Raw genomic sequence first — 16,179 nt, 5'->3', positions numbered from 1 at the left:
CATGGATCTCTTCACCGAGGGCGACCCGGTCGCCGACGCCAAGGCTCCCGAGGGCCCGATCGAGACCCGCTGGGACCGACGCCGCTTCGAGGCCAAGCTGGTCAACCCGGCCAACCGCCGGAAGATGACCGTGATCGTGGTGGGCACCGGCCTGGCCGGCGGCTCCGCCGCCGCCACGCTCGCCGAGCAGGGCTACCGGGTCAGGTCCTACTGCTACCAGGACAGCCCGCGCCGGGCCCACTCGATCGCCGCCCAGGGCGGCATCAACGCCGCCAAGAACTACCGCAACGACGGCGACTCGGTGCACCGGCTCTTCTACGACACCGTCAAGGGCGGCGACTTCCGCTCCCGGGAGTCGAACGTGCACCGGCTGGCCGAGGTCTCGGTCAACATCATCGACCAGTGCGTGGCGCAGGGCGTGCCATTCGCCCGCGAGTACGGCGGCCTGCTGGACACCCGCTCCTTCGGTGGCGCGCAGGTGCAGCGGACCTTCTACGCGCGGGGCCAGACGGGCCAGCAGCTGCTGCTCGGGGCGTACCAGGCGCTGGAGCGGCAGATCGGCCTGGGCAACGTGGAGATGAACGCCCGGCACGAGATGCTGGAGCTGGTCGTCGTCGACGGCAAGGCCCGGGGCATCGTCGTGCGGGACCTGGTCACCGGCGAGATCAGCACCGAGATGGCCGACGCGGTCGTGCTCGCCTCCGGCGGCTACGGCAACGTCTTCTACCTCTCCACCAACGCCAAGGGCTGCAACGTCACCGCCACCTGGCGGGCGCACCGCAAGGGCGCGTACTTCGCCAACCCCTGCTACACGCAGATCCACCCGACCTGCATCCCGGTCTCCGGCGACCACCAGTCGAAGCTGACCCTGATGAGCGAGTCGCTGCGCAACGACGGCCGGGTCTGGGTGCCGAAGGCCAAGGGCGACGAGCGCAACCCGAGGGACATCCCCGAGGACGAGCGGGACTACTACCTGGAGCGGATCTACCCCTCCTTCGGCAACCTGGTCCCCCGGGACATCGCCTCCCGCGCCGCGAAGAACGTCTGCGACGAGGGCCGGGGCGTCGGCCCGACCAGGCTCGGCGTGTACCTCGACTTCGCCGCCGCCATCGACCGGCTCGGCCGCAAGGCGATCGAGGCCAAGTACGGCAACCTCTTCGAGATGTACGAGCGGATCACCGGCGAGGACCCGTACGAGGTCCCGATGCGGATCTACCCCGCCGTGCACTACACGATGGGCGGCCTCTGGGTCGACTACGACCTCCAGTCGACGATCCCGGGTCTCTTCGTGATCGGTGAGGCGAACTTCTCCGACCACGGCGCGAACCGGCTCGGCGCCTCCGCGCTGATGCAGGGCCTGGCCGACGGCTACTTCGTGCTGCCCAGCACGATCGCCAACTACCTGGCCTCCGGCCAGCTGGAGAAGGTCGAGGCGAGCCACCCGGAGGCGATCGCGGCCCGCCGCGACGTCGAGGACCGGATCGCCCGGCTGCTGGCGGTCGACGGCGACCGGACCGTGGACTCGTTCCACCGGGAGCTCGGCCAGATCATGTGGGAGCACTGCGGCATGGAGCGCAGTGACGCCGGGCTGCGCAAGGCGATCGACGAGATCCGCGCGCTGCGGGAGCAGTTCTGGCAGCGGGTGCGGGTGCCGGGCGACGGCGAGGGGCTCAACCAGTCGCTGGAGAAGGCCGGCCGGGTGGCCGACTTCTTCGAGCTGGCCGAGCTGATGTGCATCGACGCCCTGCACCGCGAGGAGTCCTGCGGCGGCCACTTCCGGGCCGAGTACCAGACCCCGGACGGCGAGGCGCAGCGCGACGACGACCGGTTCGCCTACGTGGCGGCCTGGGAGTACACCGGCACCGACGAGCCGGCCGTGCTGCACAAGGAAGACCTGAAGTTCGAATACGTCCACCCCACGCAGCGGAGCTACAAGTGAACCTGACCCTGCGCATCTGGCGCCAGAAGGGCCCTCAGGACAAGGGTCGGATGGTGACCTACCAGGTCGACGACGTCTCCCCGGACATGTCGTTCCTGGAGATGCTCGACGTGCTCAACGAGCGGCTCATCCTCTCCGGCGAGGAGCCGGTCGCGTTCGACCACGACTGCCGTGAGGGCATCTGCGGCATGTGCGGGCTGATGATCAACGGCGACGCGCACGGGCCGCAGCGGGGCACCACCGCGTGCCAGCTGCACATGCGGCAGTTCTCCGACGGCGAGACGATCGACATCGAGCCGTGGCGGGCCCGCGCCTTCCCGGTCGTCAAGGACCTGGTGGTCAACCGGAGCGCCTTCGACAGGATCATCGCCGCCGGTGGTTACATCACCGCCCCGACCGGCAGTGCCCCCGAGGCGCACGCCAGCCCGGTGGCCAAGGCCGACGCGGACGCCGCCTTCGAGTCGGCCGCCTGCATCGGCTGCGGCGCCTGCGTGGCGGCCTGCCCCAACGGCTCCGGCATGCTCTTCACCGCCGCCAAGGTCACCCAGCTCTCGCTGCTGCCGCAGGGCCAGCCGGAGCGCTACACCCGGGTGATCGGCATGGTCGACGCGCACGACGAGGCCGGCTTCGGCGGCTGCACCAACGCCGGCGAGTGCACGGTGGTCTGCCCGAAGGGCATCCCGCTGAACACCATCGGCCGGCTCAACCGGGACTACCTCAAGGCGACGTCGAAGAACGCCGGCACCCCGGGCTCCTGAGCCCCGGCGGGCCACCCGCCGTCCGAGCTCACCGACCGCCGCACCCCGCACCGGGGTGTGGCGGTCGGCCTTTTCCAGGGGTACGCCGGGTGCGTCGGCTGCGGCTACCCCGTCGTAGCCTCCCGCACAGATATCGGTCCCGCACCACCGAGCCGGCCAGCCGGTTCAAGTCGCCCCTCGCGGGTAGCAGTCCCGATGGACGGCAGCGAAGGGGGGACATTCAGGCATGAAGGCACTCCTGCGGCGGCATCGTGTTCGCCCCGAACCCGGCCGGCGAGGCGGTCCGGGTGGCTGGCCACCCGACCTGCCGCAGGCGGTCCGCGCCCTGGGCGCCGCGACGGCGACCGCCGGCTCGGCGGTGCTGCCCCGGGTGCGCTGAGCGCGGCGGCGGACCGGAGTCGGGGTGGCTACCGTGTACTGCGGGACACGGGAGGGGACAGCGATGAGCACGGCGGAGGAACGGGCGGTCGAGCGAGCACTGGGCCGCCGGCTGTGGCGGATGGCCGGCGTGGCGGCGCTGGCCGGGGTGGCCTGGGCGGGTCGGGACGTGCCCGCCCAGCTCGGCGGCCGACTCACCGGTGCCCGGTTGGCACGCGTCGCCCGCTCACCCCAGTTCCGGGACGGCACCTTCCACAACCCGACGAGCACCCGCACCACGGTCGCCGACCCGGGCCGCAACCTGCTCAAGGAGCTGGTGTTCGGCAAGCACAGGCGGCGGCCCGGCAGGGCGGTCCCGCTGCTGCGGCCGGCCGACCCGGCCCCGGAGGACACCACCCGGGAGCTGGGCATCGTCTGGTACGGCCACGCGTCGGCGCTGATCGAGATCGAGGGGCACCGGGTGCTGGTCGACCCGGTGTGGAGCGACCGCTGCTCCCCGTCGGCGCGGATCGGCCCGCGCCGCATCCACCGGCCGCCGGTACGCCTCGACGAGCTGCCCCGCCTCGATGCCATCCTCATCTCCCACGACCACTACGACCACCTGGACCTGGCGACCGTGCGCGGGCTGCTCGTCCACCAGCCCGCGCCGTTCCTGGTCCCGCTCGGTGTCGGCGCCCACCTGGACCGCTGGGGCGTACCGGAGGAGCGGATCGTCGAGCTGGACTGGTCGGAGAGCCACCGCGTCGGCGGGTTGACCGTCACCGCCACCGCTGCCCAGCACTTCTCCGGGCGCGGGCTGCGCCGCGACGCCACCCTGTGGAGTTCGTGGGTGGTGGCCGGGACGCATCGGAAGATCTTCTACACCGGCGACTCCGGCTACTTCGACGGCTACGCCGAGATCGGCACCGAGCACGGCCCGTTCGACGTCACGCTGATGCAGATCGGGGCGTACGACCGGGCCTGGCCGAGCATCCACATGTTCCCCGAGGAGGCGGTCGCCGCCCACCTCGACCTGCGCGGCGACCTGCTCGTCCCGGTGCACTGGGCCACCTTCAACCTCGCCCTGCACGACTGGTCCGAGCCGGTGGACCGGCTCTGGACCGAGGCGAAGGCCCGCGACGTCCGGCTGGCGGTGCCGCGCCCGGGCGAGCGGGTCGTGGTGGACGACCCGCCGCCGGTGGACGGCTGGTGGCAGGCGCTCACCTGACCACTGCCACCACTGATCATCAGGAGCAGCCTGGGCGCTTGGCGACCAAACGAGCCGATCGGGCGAATTTCCGGCATCTGGTCCGAACAATGCCCTATTTCGGTATTGTGCGCTAGATGGTCGATCGGTCGGAGGAACCCGTGGATTCCCACCACATGTCTTTGGTCGATGGCGAGGGTGACGCCCTCCCGCCCGGAAGCAGCGGCTCGTGAGCGCCCGCGTCCTGCTCTCCTCTCCCGACATCGGGCCACTGGAGGAGGCCTTCGTGCTCCGCGCGCTCCGCTCCGGCTGGGTGGCACCCGCCGGACCGGACATCGACGAGTTTGAGCGGGAGATCGCCAGCCGGGCCGGCACCGCCGGCGCTGTCGCCGTCAGCTCTGGCACCGCTGCCCTGCACCTGGCGCTGCTCTGCGTCGGCGCGGCGCACGGACGGCTGGTCATCGTCCCGACGCTGACCTTCGCCGCGACGGCGAACGCCGTCGTCTACACCGGCGCACAGCCGGTGTTCACCGACTGCGACCCCGCCACCGGAAACGTGGACCCCGCGCTGCTCAGCGAGCTGCTCCCCCGGTTGCAGCGCGAGGGACATCAGGTCGCCGCGGTCATCGCCGTCGACATCAACGGCAGTTGCGCCGACTACTCCCGTATCCGGCCCGTCTGCGAGGCCGCGGGCGTACCGCTGATCGAGGACGCCGCCCAAGCCCTCGGCTCGGCCCACGCCGGCCGTCCGGCCGGCTCCTTCGGACGGGTCGCGATCTTCTCCTTCAACGGCAACAAGTTGATCACGACCTCCGGGGGCGGCATGATCACCTCAGACGATGCGGCGCTGCTGGCCCGGTGCCGCCATCTGGCGACGCAGGCCCGGGAACCGGTGGCCCACTACGAGCACCGCGACGTCGGCTACAACTACCGGCTGAGCAACCTGCTCGCCGCGCTCGGCCGCGCACAGCTCCAGCGGATCGACGGGATGATCGCCCGCCGCCGTCGCATCCGGGAGCAGTACGCGAAGCTGTTCGCGCCGGTCGACGGCGTACGCATCCTCAACGACGCGGACCCCGACGGCAACTGCTGGCTCACCACGCTGGTCGTCGACCCGCTCCGCACCTCGTGGACCGCTGCCGAACTCGCGGCGTACCTTGCCGAGCGCGGCATCGAGACCCGTCCGATGTGGAAGCCGATGCACCGGCAGCCGGTCCATCAGGGCTGCCGCGCGGCGCTGACCGGTGCCGCCGACGGGTTGTACGAATCGGGCGTCACGCTGCCCAGCGGTTCCGCGCTCACCTCCGACCAGGTCGACCACGTGATCGGCACGATCACGGACTTCCTGGCGGCCCGATGATGGGTCTCGCCCTCAAGCGCCTGATCGACATCGTGGTCGCCACCGTCGCCCTGGTGCTGTGCGCGCCACTGCTGATCGCCGTCGCCACCGCGATACTCCTGACGATGGGCCGTCCGGTGCTGTTCCGCCAGGAACGGATCGGGCTGGGCGGCCGGAGGTTCACCATTCTCAAGTTTCGATCGATGACGACCGACGTGGAGGGCCGCGGCACGACGGGCGACGGGGACCGGCTCACCCCGCTGGGACGATGGCTCCGGGACACCAGTCTCGACGAGCTGCCCAGCCTGTGGAACGTGCTCCGCGGGGAGATGAGTCTCGTCGGGCCGCGCCCGCTGCCGAACCGCTACCGCTTCCGCTACAGCCCAACGCAGTTCCGCCGGCACCAGGTACGCCCGGGACTCACCGGCCTGGCGCAGGTCAACGGGCGCAACGGTCTGGACTGGGACGAGAAGTTCGCCTACGACGTCTGGTACGTCGAGCACCGCAGCGTGCTGCTGGATCTGGTTATTCTCGCCAGGACGGCCAGAGCCGTGCTGCGGCGGGAGGGAATCACCGCCCCGGGCAGCGCCACGGCGCACGAGTTCCTGGGCTCCGCACAGCAGGCCGGGTGTGCCGCGCCGGCACCGCTCCCCGTGGCGGCGGGGGAGGCTGCGCGATGAGTACCGACATTGTGATCGTGGGATGCGGCGGCCACGGCCGGGAGGTGGCCGGGATCGTCCGCGCCATCAACGACAGTGCCCACGAACCACCGTGGCGGCTCGCCGGATTCGTCGATGACAACCCGTCCGAGCTGAACCGCAAACGCGTCGCCGCGCTTGGCGCGGCCCACCTCGGGCCGCTGGCGATCCTGGCCCACCTTCCGGAAGGAACCCACGTGGCCCTCGGCATCGGGGACCCGCGGGTCAGGCGGACCGTCGGGGACCGGTTGGACGTCCTCGGGTTGACGTTCGCCCGGCTGGTGCATCCGGACGCGACCGTCGGCGACGACCTGGTCGCCGCCGAGGGCCTGGTCGTCTTCGCGGGGGCGAGGGTGACCACCAGCGTGAGCGTCGGACGGCACGTGCACATCAACCAGAACTGCACGCTCGCGCACGACTGCGTCGTGGGCGACTACGTGTCGTTGCACCCGCTCGCCGCGGTCTCCGGCGACTGCCGACTGGACGTGGCGGCTCTGGTCGGCGCGGCGGCCGTCGTCCTGCCGGGCCTCCACATAGGGGCGGCGACAACCGTGGGCGCGGGCGCCTGCGTGACCCGGGACGTGCCCGCGGGGACGACCGTGAAGGGCGTACCCGCGAGGTGAGCGGCCGGCCGACCGGCCGCGTCCGTGATCGCCGCCGCGGGCGGGCCCGGATCCGCGGACAGGGTTCTCCATACTGGGAGCCACCGGTTCAGGTGCTCGCGGGTCAGAGCACGAACGCGTCCGTCCAGAGGGCGCCGGAGCGCCCGGACAGCGCGTCCAGCATCGCCACCGCCTGTCCGTCGGTGAGCTGCGCGACGAAGTCGACGATCGCCCGGCCCCGGGCCCGGCCGATCCGGTCCGGCGTACGCGGGTGCAGCTCGGCCTCGGCCAGCTCGACCAGGTCGTGCAGGCGGCGGGGCAGCCGGGACTCCTCCTCCGGGTCGAGCAGCCAGCCCCAGAGCGCCTCCACCAGCGAGCCGAGCAGCCGCGCCTGGCCGCGCTGGTGCAGCGCCAGGTCCGGGCGGGCCAGCACGAAGCGGTGGTGGACGAACTTGAGCACCTGCACCTCGTGCCACTGCGCCCCGGCCAGCAGCACGTACCCGGAGCGGAGGCCCGGCTCCGGGGCCACCGTGATGGCCTCGACGAACCGGGTGGACCAGCGGGCGGAGAACCGGGCCACGTACTGCTCCGCCTCGATCGACCCGTCGAACGGCAGGGCCAGCAGCCCCTCCACCAGCTCCTCGCGGACGTGTTCCACGGCGGCGGCGAACGCCTCGTCGTCGGCGATCCAGGCGTCCTTGCGGTGCAGCTGGCGGCGCAGCCGCTCGATGGCCACGCCGGGACGCCGCCCGGCGGCGGTCAGCGCGGCGCCGGTGATCGAACGGAAGTGCCCGCACTCCCGCTGCCAGGCCATCAGCTCGGCGGCCACCGCGCCCTGCTGGAGCACCCCGACCCGGTAGAAGTCCTCCACGTCGTGGATCGCGTACGCGATGTCGTCGGCGGTGTCCATGATGGACGCCTCCGGGGTCTGCTGCCAGTCCGGGATCCGCCCGGCGAACGGCTCCCGGGCCTGCCGCAGATCGTCCAGCTCGGTCCGGTACGCGCCGAACTTCGCCGACCCGCTCTCCGGCTCGTCGGGCGGGGCGGCCGCGCCACGGGGCGCCGGCTCGAGGTGCCGCGGGTGCGGGTCCGGGTGGTCGAGGCGGGTCCACGGGTACTTCAGCATCGCCGCCCGGACCGCCGCCGTCAGGTCCAGGCCGGTGGTCGCCGCGCCCCGGATCTCCGTACTGGTGACGATCCGGTACGACTGGGCGTTGCCCTCGAAGCCGTCAGGCAGCCCGAGGCGCTGCCGGGCCAGCCGGTCCAGCACCCGCTCCCCCAGGTGCCCGAAGGGCGGGTGACCGAGGTCGTGGGCGAGCGCGGCGGCCTCCACCACGTCCGGGTCGCAGCCGCCCAGCTTCTCCAGCAGGTCCCGGTGCGCCGGGTCGGCGGTCAGCCGCTCGGCGATCGCCCGGGCCACCTGGGCGACCTTGAGGCTGTGGGTGAGCCGGTTGTGCACCAGCAGGCCGGACCCGCCCGGGCTGACCACCTGGGTCACCCCGCCCAGCCGGGTGAAGAAGGGCGACGCGATGATCCGGTCCCGGTCGGCCCGGAACGGGCTGACGGCCAGGTCGCCGAGCGCCCGTGCGCTGCCACCGAAGAGCCGTCGGGCCCGTGGATCCGCAGGTTGTTCCATGATCGCCCACGGTAGCGCAGCGGACCGGTCGGCAGCGGCGGGTCGGCGACGCGGCCGGGCGGCACGCGCTGCGGCCGGGGGTGCCGAGCGCCGTCGGGGGCAGGCGGCACAATGCAGGGCGGAACCCACCCGAGAAGGCGGATCAGATCGTGACCCAGTCTGTTCATCAGCGGATCGCCGACGAGCTCGGCGTCGCCGAACGTCAGGTACGGGCGGCCGTGGAGCTGCTCGACGGCGGCGCCACCGTGCCGTTCATCGCCCGCTACCGCAAGGAGGCCACCGGCCTGCTCGACGACGCGCAGCTGCGCACCCTCGAGGAACGGCTGCGCTACCTGCGCGAGCTGGACGAGCGGCGCGCCGCGGTGCTGGAGTCGATCCGGTCCCAGGGCAAGCTCGACGAGGCCCTGGAAGCGCAGATCATGGCCGCCGACTCGAAGTCCCGGCTGGAGGACATCTACCTGCCGTACAAGCCGAAGCGGCGGACCCGGGCGCAGATCGCCCGCGAGGCCGGGCTGGAGCCGCTGGCCGACGCGCTGCTCGCCGACCCGAGGCAGGACCCGAAGACGGCCGCCGCCGGCTACGTCGACGCGGACCAGGGGGTCGCCGACCCGGCCGCCGCGCTGGAGGGCGCCCGGGCCATCCTCATCGAGCGCTTCGCCGAGGACGCCGACCTGATCGGCACGCTGCGGGAGCAGATGTGGTCGCGGGGCCGGCTGGTCTCCCGGGTACGCGACGGCCAGGAGAGCGCCGGCGCCAAGTTCGCCGACTACTTCGACTTCGCCGAGCCGTACCCGAAGCTCCCCTCGCACCGGATCCTCGCGATGTTCCGGGGCGAGAAGGAGGGCGTGCTCGACCTGACCATGGACCCGGAGCCGGAGGGTGACTCCGACGCCGTGGTCAGCGGGCCGACCCGGTACGAGGCGGCGATCGCCGGCCGGTTCGGCGTCAGCGACCAGGGGCGTCCCGCCGACAGGTGGCTGACCGACACGGTGCGCTGGGCCTGGCGTACCCGGATCCTCATCCACCTCGGCGCGGACCTGCGGATGCGACTCTGGCAGGCGGCCGAGGAGGAGGCCGTGCGGGTCTTCGCGACCAACCTGCGCGACCTGCTGCTCGCCGCGCCCGCCGGCACCCGGCCGACCATGGGCCTGGACCCGGGTCTGCGCACCGGCGTGAAGGTGGCCGTGGTGGACGCCACCGGCAAGGTGGTCGCCACCCACACGATCTATCCCCACGAGCCGCGCCGGCAGTGGGACGCCTCGATCGACATTCTGGCCAAGCTGGCCGCGGCGCACCGGGTCGAGCTGATCGCGATCGGCAACGGCACCGCCAGCCGGGAGACCGACAAGCTCGCCGGTGACCTGATCAAGCGGCACCCGGAGCTGAAGCTGACCAAGGTGGTGGTCTCCGAGGCCGGGGCGTCGGTCTACTCCGCCTCCGCGTACGCCTCGCAGGAGCTGCCCGGGCTGGACGTGTCGCTGCGCGGCGCGGTCTCCATCGCCCGCCGCCTCCAGGACCCGCTCGCCGAGCTGGTGAAGATCGATCCGCGCTCGATCGGCGTCGGGCAGTACCAGCACGACCTGTCCGAGGTGAAGCTGTCGCGCTCGCTGGACGCGGTGGTCGAGGACTGCGTCAACGGGATCGGCGTCGACGTCAACACCGCCTCCGCTCCGCTGCTCACCCGGGTCTCCGGCATCGGCGCCGGGCTGGCGGAGAACATCGTGCTGCACCGGGACGCCAACGGGCCGTTCCGGACCCGGGCGGACCTGAGGAAGGTGTCCCGACTCGGCCCGAAGGCGTTCGAGCAGTGTGCCGGCTTCCTGCGCATCCCCGGCGGTGACGACCCGCTCGACTCCTCCAGCGTGCACCCCGAGGCGTACCCGGTGGTGCGGCGGATCCTCGCCCACACCGGGCAGGACGTGCGCTCCCTGATCGGGCGGAGCGCGATCCTGCGCGGGCTCCGGGCGACCGACTTCGTCGACGACACGTTCGGCCTGCCCACCGTCACCGACATCCTCGCCGAGCTGGAGAAGCCCGGCCGCGACCCGCGCCCGGAGTTCCGGACGGCGACGTTCGTCGAGGGCGTCGAGACGATCGGCGATCTGAAGCCCGGGATGATCCTGGAGGGCGTGGTCACCAACGTGGCCGCGTTCGGCGCGTTCGTCGACGTCGGCGTACACCAGGACGGCCTGGTGCACGTCTCCGCGATGTCGCACACCTTCGTGAAGGACCCGCGGGACGTGGTGAAGTCCGGCGACGTGGTCCGGGTCCGGGTGCTCGACGTCGACGTGCCCCGCAAGCGCATCTCGCTGACCCTGCGGCTGGACGACGAGGCGGCGGCCGGCGGCGGCCGCCCGCCGGGCGACGACGGGCGCCGGGAGCGGGGCGGCCAGGGCGGCGGGTCGCGGGGCGGCCAGCAGCAGCGGCAGGGTCGCGGCGCCGGAGCGCCGGAGCCGGCCAACAGCGCGCTGGCGGACGCGCTGCGCCGCGCCGGCCTGGCCTGAGGTCGTTCGGGTGCTGTCGAGCTGATGTCGCGAACGCATCGGTGGACCGATGTCGTGGACGAGTCAGCTCGACAGCGTGACCGGGGGCCGACCGGCCGGCAGGCGGACCGGTCGCGGCGGCTGACGCGGTGCGGGCACCGGCGGCTCCGGCTGGCGGCCGGCGACCGATGGGCCTGAGTCGGGTCAGCGCCCGGAGATTGGGTGCCCGGCCGCCCGCTGTCGCACCTGCCACCACGAGAGCCGCAGTACGGCCAGGGTGGCGAGGCCGGCCAGCACGATCGCGGACAGGTTGATCACCAGTTGGAGCGCGGAACCGGCCGCCTCGTGCCACACCCCGTACGCGGTGGCCACGGCGACGTTCGCGGCGGCCGGCACGGTGGTCACCGAGATCAGCACCCCGACCAGCGCACCGGACTTCTTCGAGGTCAGCGAGAGCATGCCGGCGATCCCGGCGAGCAGGCCGACCACCCAGGACAACGCGTCGGGTCGCCAGATGAAGTCGGTCAACGGCCGGGGAGCCAGCAGCGTGCCCCGGTCGACCAGGCCGGCGGCGGTCAGCGCCCAGGTGCTCAGCACGGTGACCAGCATGGCGGCGACGAAACCGACGGCCAGGGCCTGCACCGACCGGCCGACGACCCCCCAGTTGCGGCGCAGCAGCGCGACGCTGAGCGCGGCGAGCGGGCCGAACTCCGGACCGACCACCATCGCGCCGACGATCAGGATCGGCTGGTCGAGCAGTACACCGATGCCGGCGATCATCGTGGCCACCATGATGAGGGCCAGAAACGTCCCGCTGAGCGCGGTCTGCTCCCCGGTCTTCACGGCGATCTCGTCCCACACCACGGCGTCCTCGCCGCGCCCTGGGGCGTCGTGCGCGGCCTTGTCGGCGGCGGCCGAGAGGGTCAACTCCACGTCGTCCGCGGCGATGGCGCCGTGCGCCTCGACGCCCAGTTCCTGGAGCTTGCGCAGCACGCCGTCGGCGCTCTCCCGGACCACGTCGCAGGTGAGGTAGTCGCCGGCCGGCTGGCGGGCGGCGCCGGGCAGCACCACGAGGTGGGTCACGCCGGGATCGGCCGCCAGCAGGTCGGCGACCTCGCCCGACCGGTCCGACGGTGCGATCACCCTGAGGTGTAGCACGGCTCTCCTCTCACGGGACGAACGCCGAGCACTCTATGCGGTTCGCCGGACGGCCACACCTCCCGCGCCGGTGGCGGGGCGGTGCTGGTCAGGGTGTCGGGAAGGGCGAAGCCGTCGCCGGCGAAGAAGGTGGAGGCGGCGTTGGCCGGGCTGTGACCCAAACCCCGGCACCCGCGACACGACCGCCACGGCTCATGACCGTTGAGCATTCCGAGGAGCACACCTGCCGGCGGCCGAGACAGAGGATCAAGCTCATGCATCAGCACGGGCAGCGGCCTCGTCACCTTGTATTCCGCTGGCCGGTACGGGGAGCAGTCCACCCTGGACGAGGTGGTGGATTCGGTGCTGCGCGACGCCCCGTGGTTCGGATACGGGCTGGGCGGGCTGGCCATGCCCTACGACAGCGGGTGGGTGGAGGCGTTGGTGCTGGGCGGGGTCGTGGGGATGGTCGTGCACGGGCTCGTCCTGGTCGCCCTGGTGGTGCGGTGGGCTCAGGTCCGGGGTGAGATGTCTCCGCAGGTCAGGTGGGTTGGCGGTGGGGTGCCACTGATCGTGGTGGTGGGTGACCTGGGGGTGCCGACGTTGACGGCGAACCGGGTAGCGACGGTGGTGTGGCTGCTGCTGTTCCTGACGGTCATGCAGCCCGGGCGTCGGCAGGTTGACCAGCGCGGTTCGTCGGGGCGGCACCGGGCGGGCGGGTCGACGGGTTGGCCGTCTCGGTCAGCCCGTAAGCCAAAAGTGCCGGACCAGCGGCGTCGACCCGCGGGCGATGTTGTGCGCGAACCCGTGCCAGGCCGCGTCCTGTTCGGCGGTCCATCGATTGATCCCGTCGAGACTTTCGTACCTGGAGATGACCGATGAGCCAGACCATCCACCTGTCCGCGCCCGACGTCGGACCACTCGAGGAGTCGTACCTGATCGCCGCGCTGCGGTCCGGTTGGGTCGCGCCGGTCGGTCCGGATCTCCAAGCCGTCGAGCGGGAGGTCGCACCGACGCTGACGTTCGTGGCGACCGCCGACGCGGTCCGGTACACCGATGCACCTGCAACCGGCGTACGCCGACTGCAGGTGAGCCTGCTGACGGGAGCGGCCGAGCGGCTCTTCGCCGACGGCCTGACGCTGCCCAGCGGCAGCGCGCTGACCGGGCGGCAGATCGACGTCGTCCTCGGTGCGATCCACGACTTCCTGACACCCGCAGGCGTGGGTAGTCCCCGCGGTGACCCGCAGCGACGTCCACGGCGGGGAGGTCCCTGGCCGGTCAGCGCCGGATGCCGGCCCAGCGCGCTCAATTCGGAGGGTTGACGGTCCCGGGATTCTCGGCCAGCCACTCCCCCATGGTGTCCTGTCGTACCGCCGTGAACAGCTTTGCCGCCGCGGCCGGATCCGGGAAGATCACACTCTGGTCACCCACCATGCCCACGCCGGTGTTCGGGCAGGTGAGGAAGGTGATGTCATCGGCACCGATCTGCCGGAGATCCCACGCGGTCTGGGATATCGACATGTCGTGGTCCACCTCCACCGCGCCGACGATCCCGCGGAGGAAGTTGTCGAGTTGATTCGGACTGGTGAGGATGCCCTTCCGGGCGACCTCCCGCAGTACGGCGGCCACGATGGCTTGCTGGTGGCGCATCCGGCTGTAGTCACCGTCGGCGAACTGGTGCCGCTCGCGCGCGTACTCGAGCGCGACCGCGCTGTTCATGCGGTGTACGCCCGGCTCGTACACCCGTCCTGCCGACGCCGCCGAGGTGAAGCGGCGGTCGACCGTCACATCCACCCCGCCGAGCATGTCGATGACCTTGGTGAATCCGACGAAGTCCAGCAGGACGACGTGGTCGATGCGGACCCCGGTGAACCCTTCGATCGTGCGGACCAGCAGGGGCGTCCCGCCCCAGGCGTACGCAGCGTTGATCTTCGCCTCTGTCGGGGCACCCCCGTCCGACGAGGCCGGCACGGTGGTCCAGGTGTCCCGGGGAATCGAGATCAGCTGGGCGCGGTCCCGGCTATGCGCGACGTGGACCAGCATGATGCTGTCGGTGCGGGACGTCGCATCGGTCCCCGCCGCCTGGTCCCGACCCACCACGAGAAAGTTGATCGCTTCGTCGGCCGCCCGTACCGGCCGCTGCTCCTCCACGATTCCGTGGAACGCGTCCACCTTCCGGACCTGATGTTCCAGCGAGCGGACGTAGAGCCAGGCACCGACGCCGCCGCCACCGGTCACGATCACCAACACGAGGGCGCCGATCAGAGCGGTCAGCCGCGCCCACCGGCTGCGGAACCATCGCCGGCCGGCGCGCTCCGCCGCGACCGGCGGCTCCTGGCCCACCTCTACCGCAGACCCAGACCTCTCCATGTCCATGATCAAGAGCGTAGTCCGACAAACAGGATGAGATAGGTGAAACACGACGGACCCCCACGATCGTGGGTGTTGCGTGAGGGGTAGGGCCACCAGGCGGGCGGCCGGCGCAGGTTGCCGGCCGGCGTGATCCGCCTGCTCAGGGCGGGACGGTCGCTGCTGCGGGCCCGCCCGCCGGCTACCCCGTACCAGGTCCCGATCAGGCCGCCGCCACCGGTTCGGGCCAGGTGTCCGGCCGCTCGGGGTCGAACAGCTCGTTCGTCCAGAACATCGTGACGAGGTCTTCGGAGCCGGTGTTGACCAGGTTGTGCACCCACATGGTGGGCATGTCGACCAGCACCGGCTCGTCGCCGGACACCGCGAAGCGGAGCACCTCGGTGTCACCGACCCGGCGCAGGCCGATCTCGGCGGAGCCGCGCAGCACCACGAAGCGCTCCACCTTGGCCAGGTGGAAGTGCTCGCCCCGGGTCACCCCGGGACGGGTGGTGGAACAGAAGGTCTGCCCACCTCCCCCGTGCACCTTGACCGTCTCGACCAGTTCACCCCGGACATCGGCCGAACGGGGCAGCACCATCGGGTAGTGCGCCGGGAAGCAGTGGGAGCGGTACGTGTTGAACAGCCGCACGTCGTGCCGGCCGACGAGGGAGGGAATCTTCCCCATCTGATAGGTCGCGGCCAGCTGGACGAGCCGGTCGGCGAGGGCCTGCACTCCGATCCGCAAGGCGGGCATCCCGGGGTCCCATGACCCTCCGGCGGGGACGCCGATGAGTCGGGCCGCCGCGTCCGTGACGTGCACCAGGCTCAGGTCACGGTCGGCGTGCACCTCCGGCCGTCCGCCCTCGGCGAGCAGCCGGCAGAACGTGGCGACCGCGGAGTTGTAGAACGGTCGCCCGTGCTCGCCATAGAGATTGGGCAGCAGGACGTCGTCGAAGGGCACGCCGGTTTCGGCGAGGATGCCCGCGGCGGTGGCCTTGGCGTCACCGTAGGGCGTCCCGTTGCCGGCCTGCACGGAATTGGCGAAGACCAGTGAGCCGGGCGGCCTCCCGCAGTGCTTGAGCCCCTCGGCGAGCTGGGTGGCGAGCTGGATGTTGCCGACGGCGACTTCGGCCGGATCGCCCCGGTTGACGCCGGCCAGGTGCACCACCCGCTCGACCCCGTCGATCTTCGCGGCGACCAGCTCCGGGTCGGCCAGGTCCGCTCGGGTGACCACGACCGGCTCGGGCCACCCGAGTGCGCGCAGCAGCACCCGGACGTGCCAACCGAGGAAGCCTGTGGCACCGGTGACCGCGAGCCTCAGCATGCCAGCACCGGCTCACGCAGGGCCGGCTCCGCCCGAGTCTCCGGGTCGGCGCGGACCCTGGTGAACCCTTCGATCGTGCAGACCAGCAGGGGCATCCCGCCCCCGTCGTACGCAGCGTTGATCTTCGCCTGGGTCGGAATCGAGATCAGCTGGGCTCGCCGGCCGGCGCGCTCCGCCGCGGCCGCCGGTTCCTGGCCCACCTCTACCACGGACCTCTCGATGCTCATGCTCACGCAAGGTAGTCGACAAAACGGATGTGAAACATGAAACCCGACGGATTTCCACTATTGCGGGTGTTGCGTGCGGCGTAGGGGTCATCCGGGGCCGAACCGCCGGGATCCCGCGGCAAG

The 16,179-nt window shown here is 71.9% G+C and carries 15 protein-coding genes; 10 read left to right on the top strand and 5 right to left on the bottom strand.

All coding sequences use genetic code 11. The features are described from left to right. Position 1: 1 nt before the first annotated feature. The 7 genes from AB0I41_RS06910 (at position 2) to AB0I41_RS06880 (ending at position 6,921) form a co-directional block, all read left to right on the top strand. Positions 2 to 1,939 (top strand): fumarate reductase/succinate dehydrogenase flavoprotein subunit, encoded by a 1,938-nt coding sequence (locus AB0I41_RS06910; RefSeq protein WP_357102703.1) that lies wholly within the window; start codon positions 2 to 4, stop codon positions 1,937 to 1,939. Next, complete coding sequence (locus AB0I41_RS06905; RefSeq protein WP_357102701.1) at positions 1,936 to 2,697, top strand: succinate dehydrogenase/fumarate reductase iron-sulfur subunit; 762 nt, start codon at positions 1,936 to 1,938, stop codon at positions 2,695 to 2,697. Before AB0I41_RS06910 ends, AB0I41_RS06905 begins: the two co-directional genes overlap by 4 nt. Before the next feature lie 226 nt (positions 2,698 to 2,923). Continuing rightward, complete coding sequence (locus AB0I41_RS06900; RefSeq protein WP_357102699.1) at positions 2,924 to 3,076, top strand: hypothetical protein; 153 nt, start codon at positions 2,924 to 2,926, stop codon at positions 3,074 to 3,076. 120 nt (positions 3,077 to 3,196) lie between these two features. Beyond that, complete coding sequence (locus tag AB0I41_RS06895) at positions 3,197 to 4,282, top strand: MBL fold metallo-hydrolase (protein WP_357102735.1); 1,086 nt, start codon at positions 3,197 to 3,199, stop codon at positions 4,280 to 4,282. A gap of 208 nt (positions 4,283 to 4,490) precedes the next feature. Next, the gene (locus tag AB0I41_RS06890; RefSeq protein WP_357102696.1) at positions 4,491 to 5,621 is read left to right on the top strand and encodes an aminotransferase class I/II-fold pyridoxal phosphate-dependent enzyme; all 1,131 of its coding nucleotides are present in this window, start codon (positions 4,491 to 4,493) and stop codon (positions 5,619 to 5,621) included. Continuing rightward, positions 5,618 to 6,280 (top strand): sugar transferase, encoded by a 663-nt coding sequence (locus tag AB0I41_RS06885; RefSeq protein ID WP_357102694.1) that lies wholly within the window; start codon positions 5,618 to 5,620, stop codon positions 6,278 to 6,280. Before AB0I41_RS06890 ends, AB0I41_RS06885 begins: the two co-directional genes overlap by 4 nt. Next, positions 6,277 to 6,921, top strand: coding sequence for a NeuD/PglB/VioB family sugar acetyltransferase (locus tag AB0I41_RS06880; protein ID WP_357102692.1), 645 nt, complete (start codon positions 6,277 to 6,279; stop codon positions 6,919 to 6,921). Before AB0I41_RS06885 ends, AB0I41_RS06880 begins: the two co-directional genes overlap by 4 nt. A gap of 103 nt (positions 6,922 to 7,024) precedes the next feature. Here the strand turns inward: AB0I41_RS06880 and dgt are convergent, their stop codons facing one another. Further along, complete coding sequence (gene dgt / locus AB0I41_RS06875) at positions 7,025 to 8,536, bottom strand: dGTP triphosphohydrolase (protein ID WP_357102690.1); 1,512 nt, start codon at positions 8,534 to 8,536, stop codon at positions 7,025 to 7,027. Positions 8,537 to 8,685: 149 nt separating this feature from the next. Between dgt and AB0I41_RS06870 the strand changes: the two genes are divergently transcribed. Further along, the gene (locus tag AB0I41_RS06870) at positions 8,686 to 11,040 is read left to right on the top strand and encodes a Tex family protein (protein WP_357102688.1); all 2,355 of its coding nucleotides are present in this window, start codon (positions 8,686 to 8,688) and stop codon (positions 11,038 to 11,040) included. 183 nt (positions 11,041 to 11,223) lie between these two features. Here the strand turns inward: AB0I41_RS06870 and AB0I41_RS06865 are convergent, their stop codons facing one another. Beyond that, on the bottom strand, positions 11,224 to 12,177 hold the full coding sequence (locus tag AB0I41_RS06865; protein WP_357102686.1) for a DUF389 domain-containing protein: 954 nt from the start codon (positions 12,175 to 12,177) through the stop codon (positions 11,224 to 11,226). A gap of 285 nt (positions 12,178 to 12,462) precedes the next feature. On the opposite strand from AB0I41_RS06865, the gene AB0I41_RS06860 reads away from it, so the two are divergent. Continuing rightward, complete coding sequence (locus AB0I41_RS06860; protein ID WP_357102684.1) at positions 12,463 to 13,038, top strand: hypothetical protein; 576 nt, start codon at positions 12,463 to 12,465, stop codon at positions 13,036 to 13,038. Then, positions 13,035 to 13,478, top strand: coding sequence for a hypothetical protein (locus AB0I41_RS06855; protein ID WP_357102683.1), 444 nt, complete (start codon positions 13,035 to 13,037; stop codon positions 13,476 to 13,478). Before AB0I41_RS06860 ends, AB0I41_RS06855 begins: the two co-directional genes overlap by 4 nt. Here AB0I41_RS06855 and AB0I41_RS06850 read toward each other — a convergent pair. The 3 genes from AB0I41_RS06850 to AB0I41_RS06840 form a co-directional block, all read right to left on the bottom strand. Continuing rightward, the gene (locus AB0I41_RS06850) at positions 13,462 to 14,532 is read right to left on the bottom strand and encodes an LCP family protein (RefSeq protein WP_357102681.1); all 1,071 of its coding nucleotides are present in this window, start codon (positions 14,530 to 14,532) and stop codon (positions 13,462 to 13,464) included. The genes AB0I41_RS06855 and AB0I41_RS06850 overlap by 17 nt on opposite strands. Before the next feature lie 196 nt (positions 14,533 to 14,728). Then, on the bottom strand, positions 14,729 to 15,829 hold the full coding sequence (locus AB0I41_RS06845; protein WP_357102679.1) for an NAD-dependent epimerase/dehydratase family protein: 1,101 nt from the start codon (positions 15,827 to 15,829) through the stop codon (positions 14,729 to 14,731). Beyond that, entirely contained in the window at positions 15,823 to 16,056 is a 234-nt protein-coding gene (locus AB0I41_RS06840) for a hypothetical protein (RefSeq protein WP_357102677.1), read from the bottom strand. Before AB0I41_RS06840 ends, AB0I41_RS06845 begins: the two co-directional genes overlap by 7 nt. Positions 16,057 to 16,179 lie beyond the last annotated feature (123 nt).

Source organism: Micromonospora sp. NPDC050200, from assembly GCF_040656135.1.
In the GTDB taxonomy this organism is placed as follows: Bacteria; Actinomycetota; Actinomycetes; order Mycobacteriales; family Micromonosporaceae; genus Micromonospora.
This window is presented reverse-complemented; position numbering and strand designations above follow the sequence as displayed.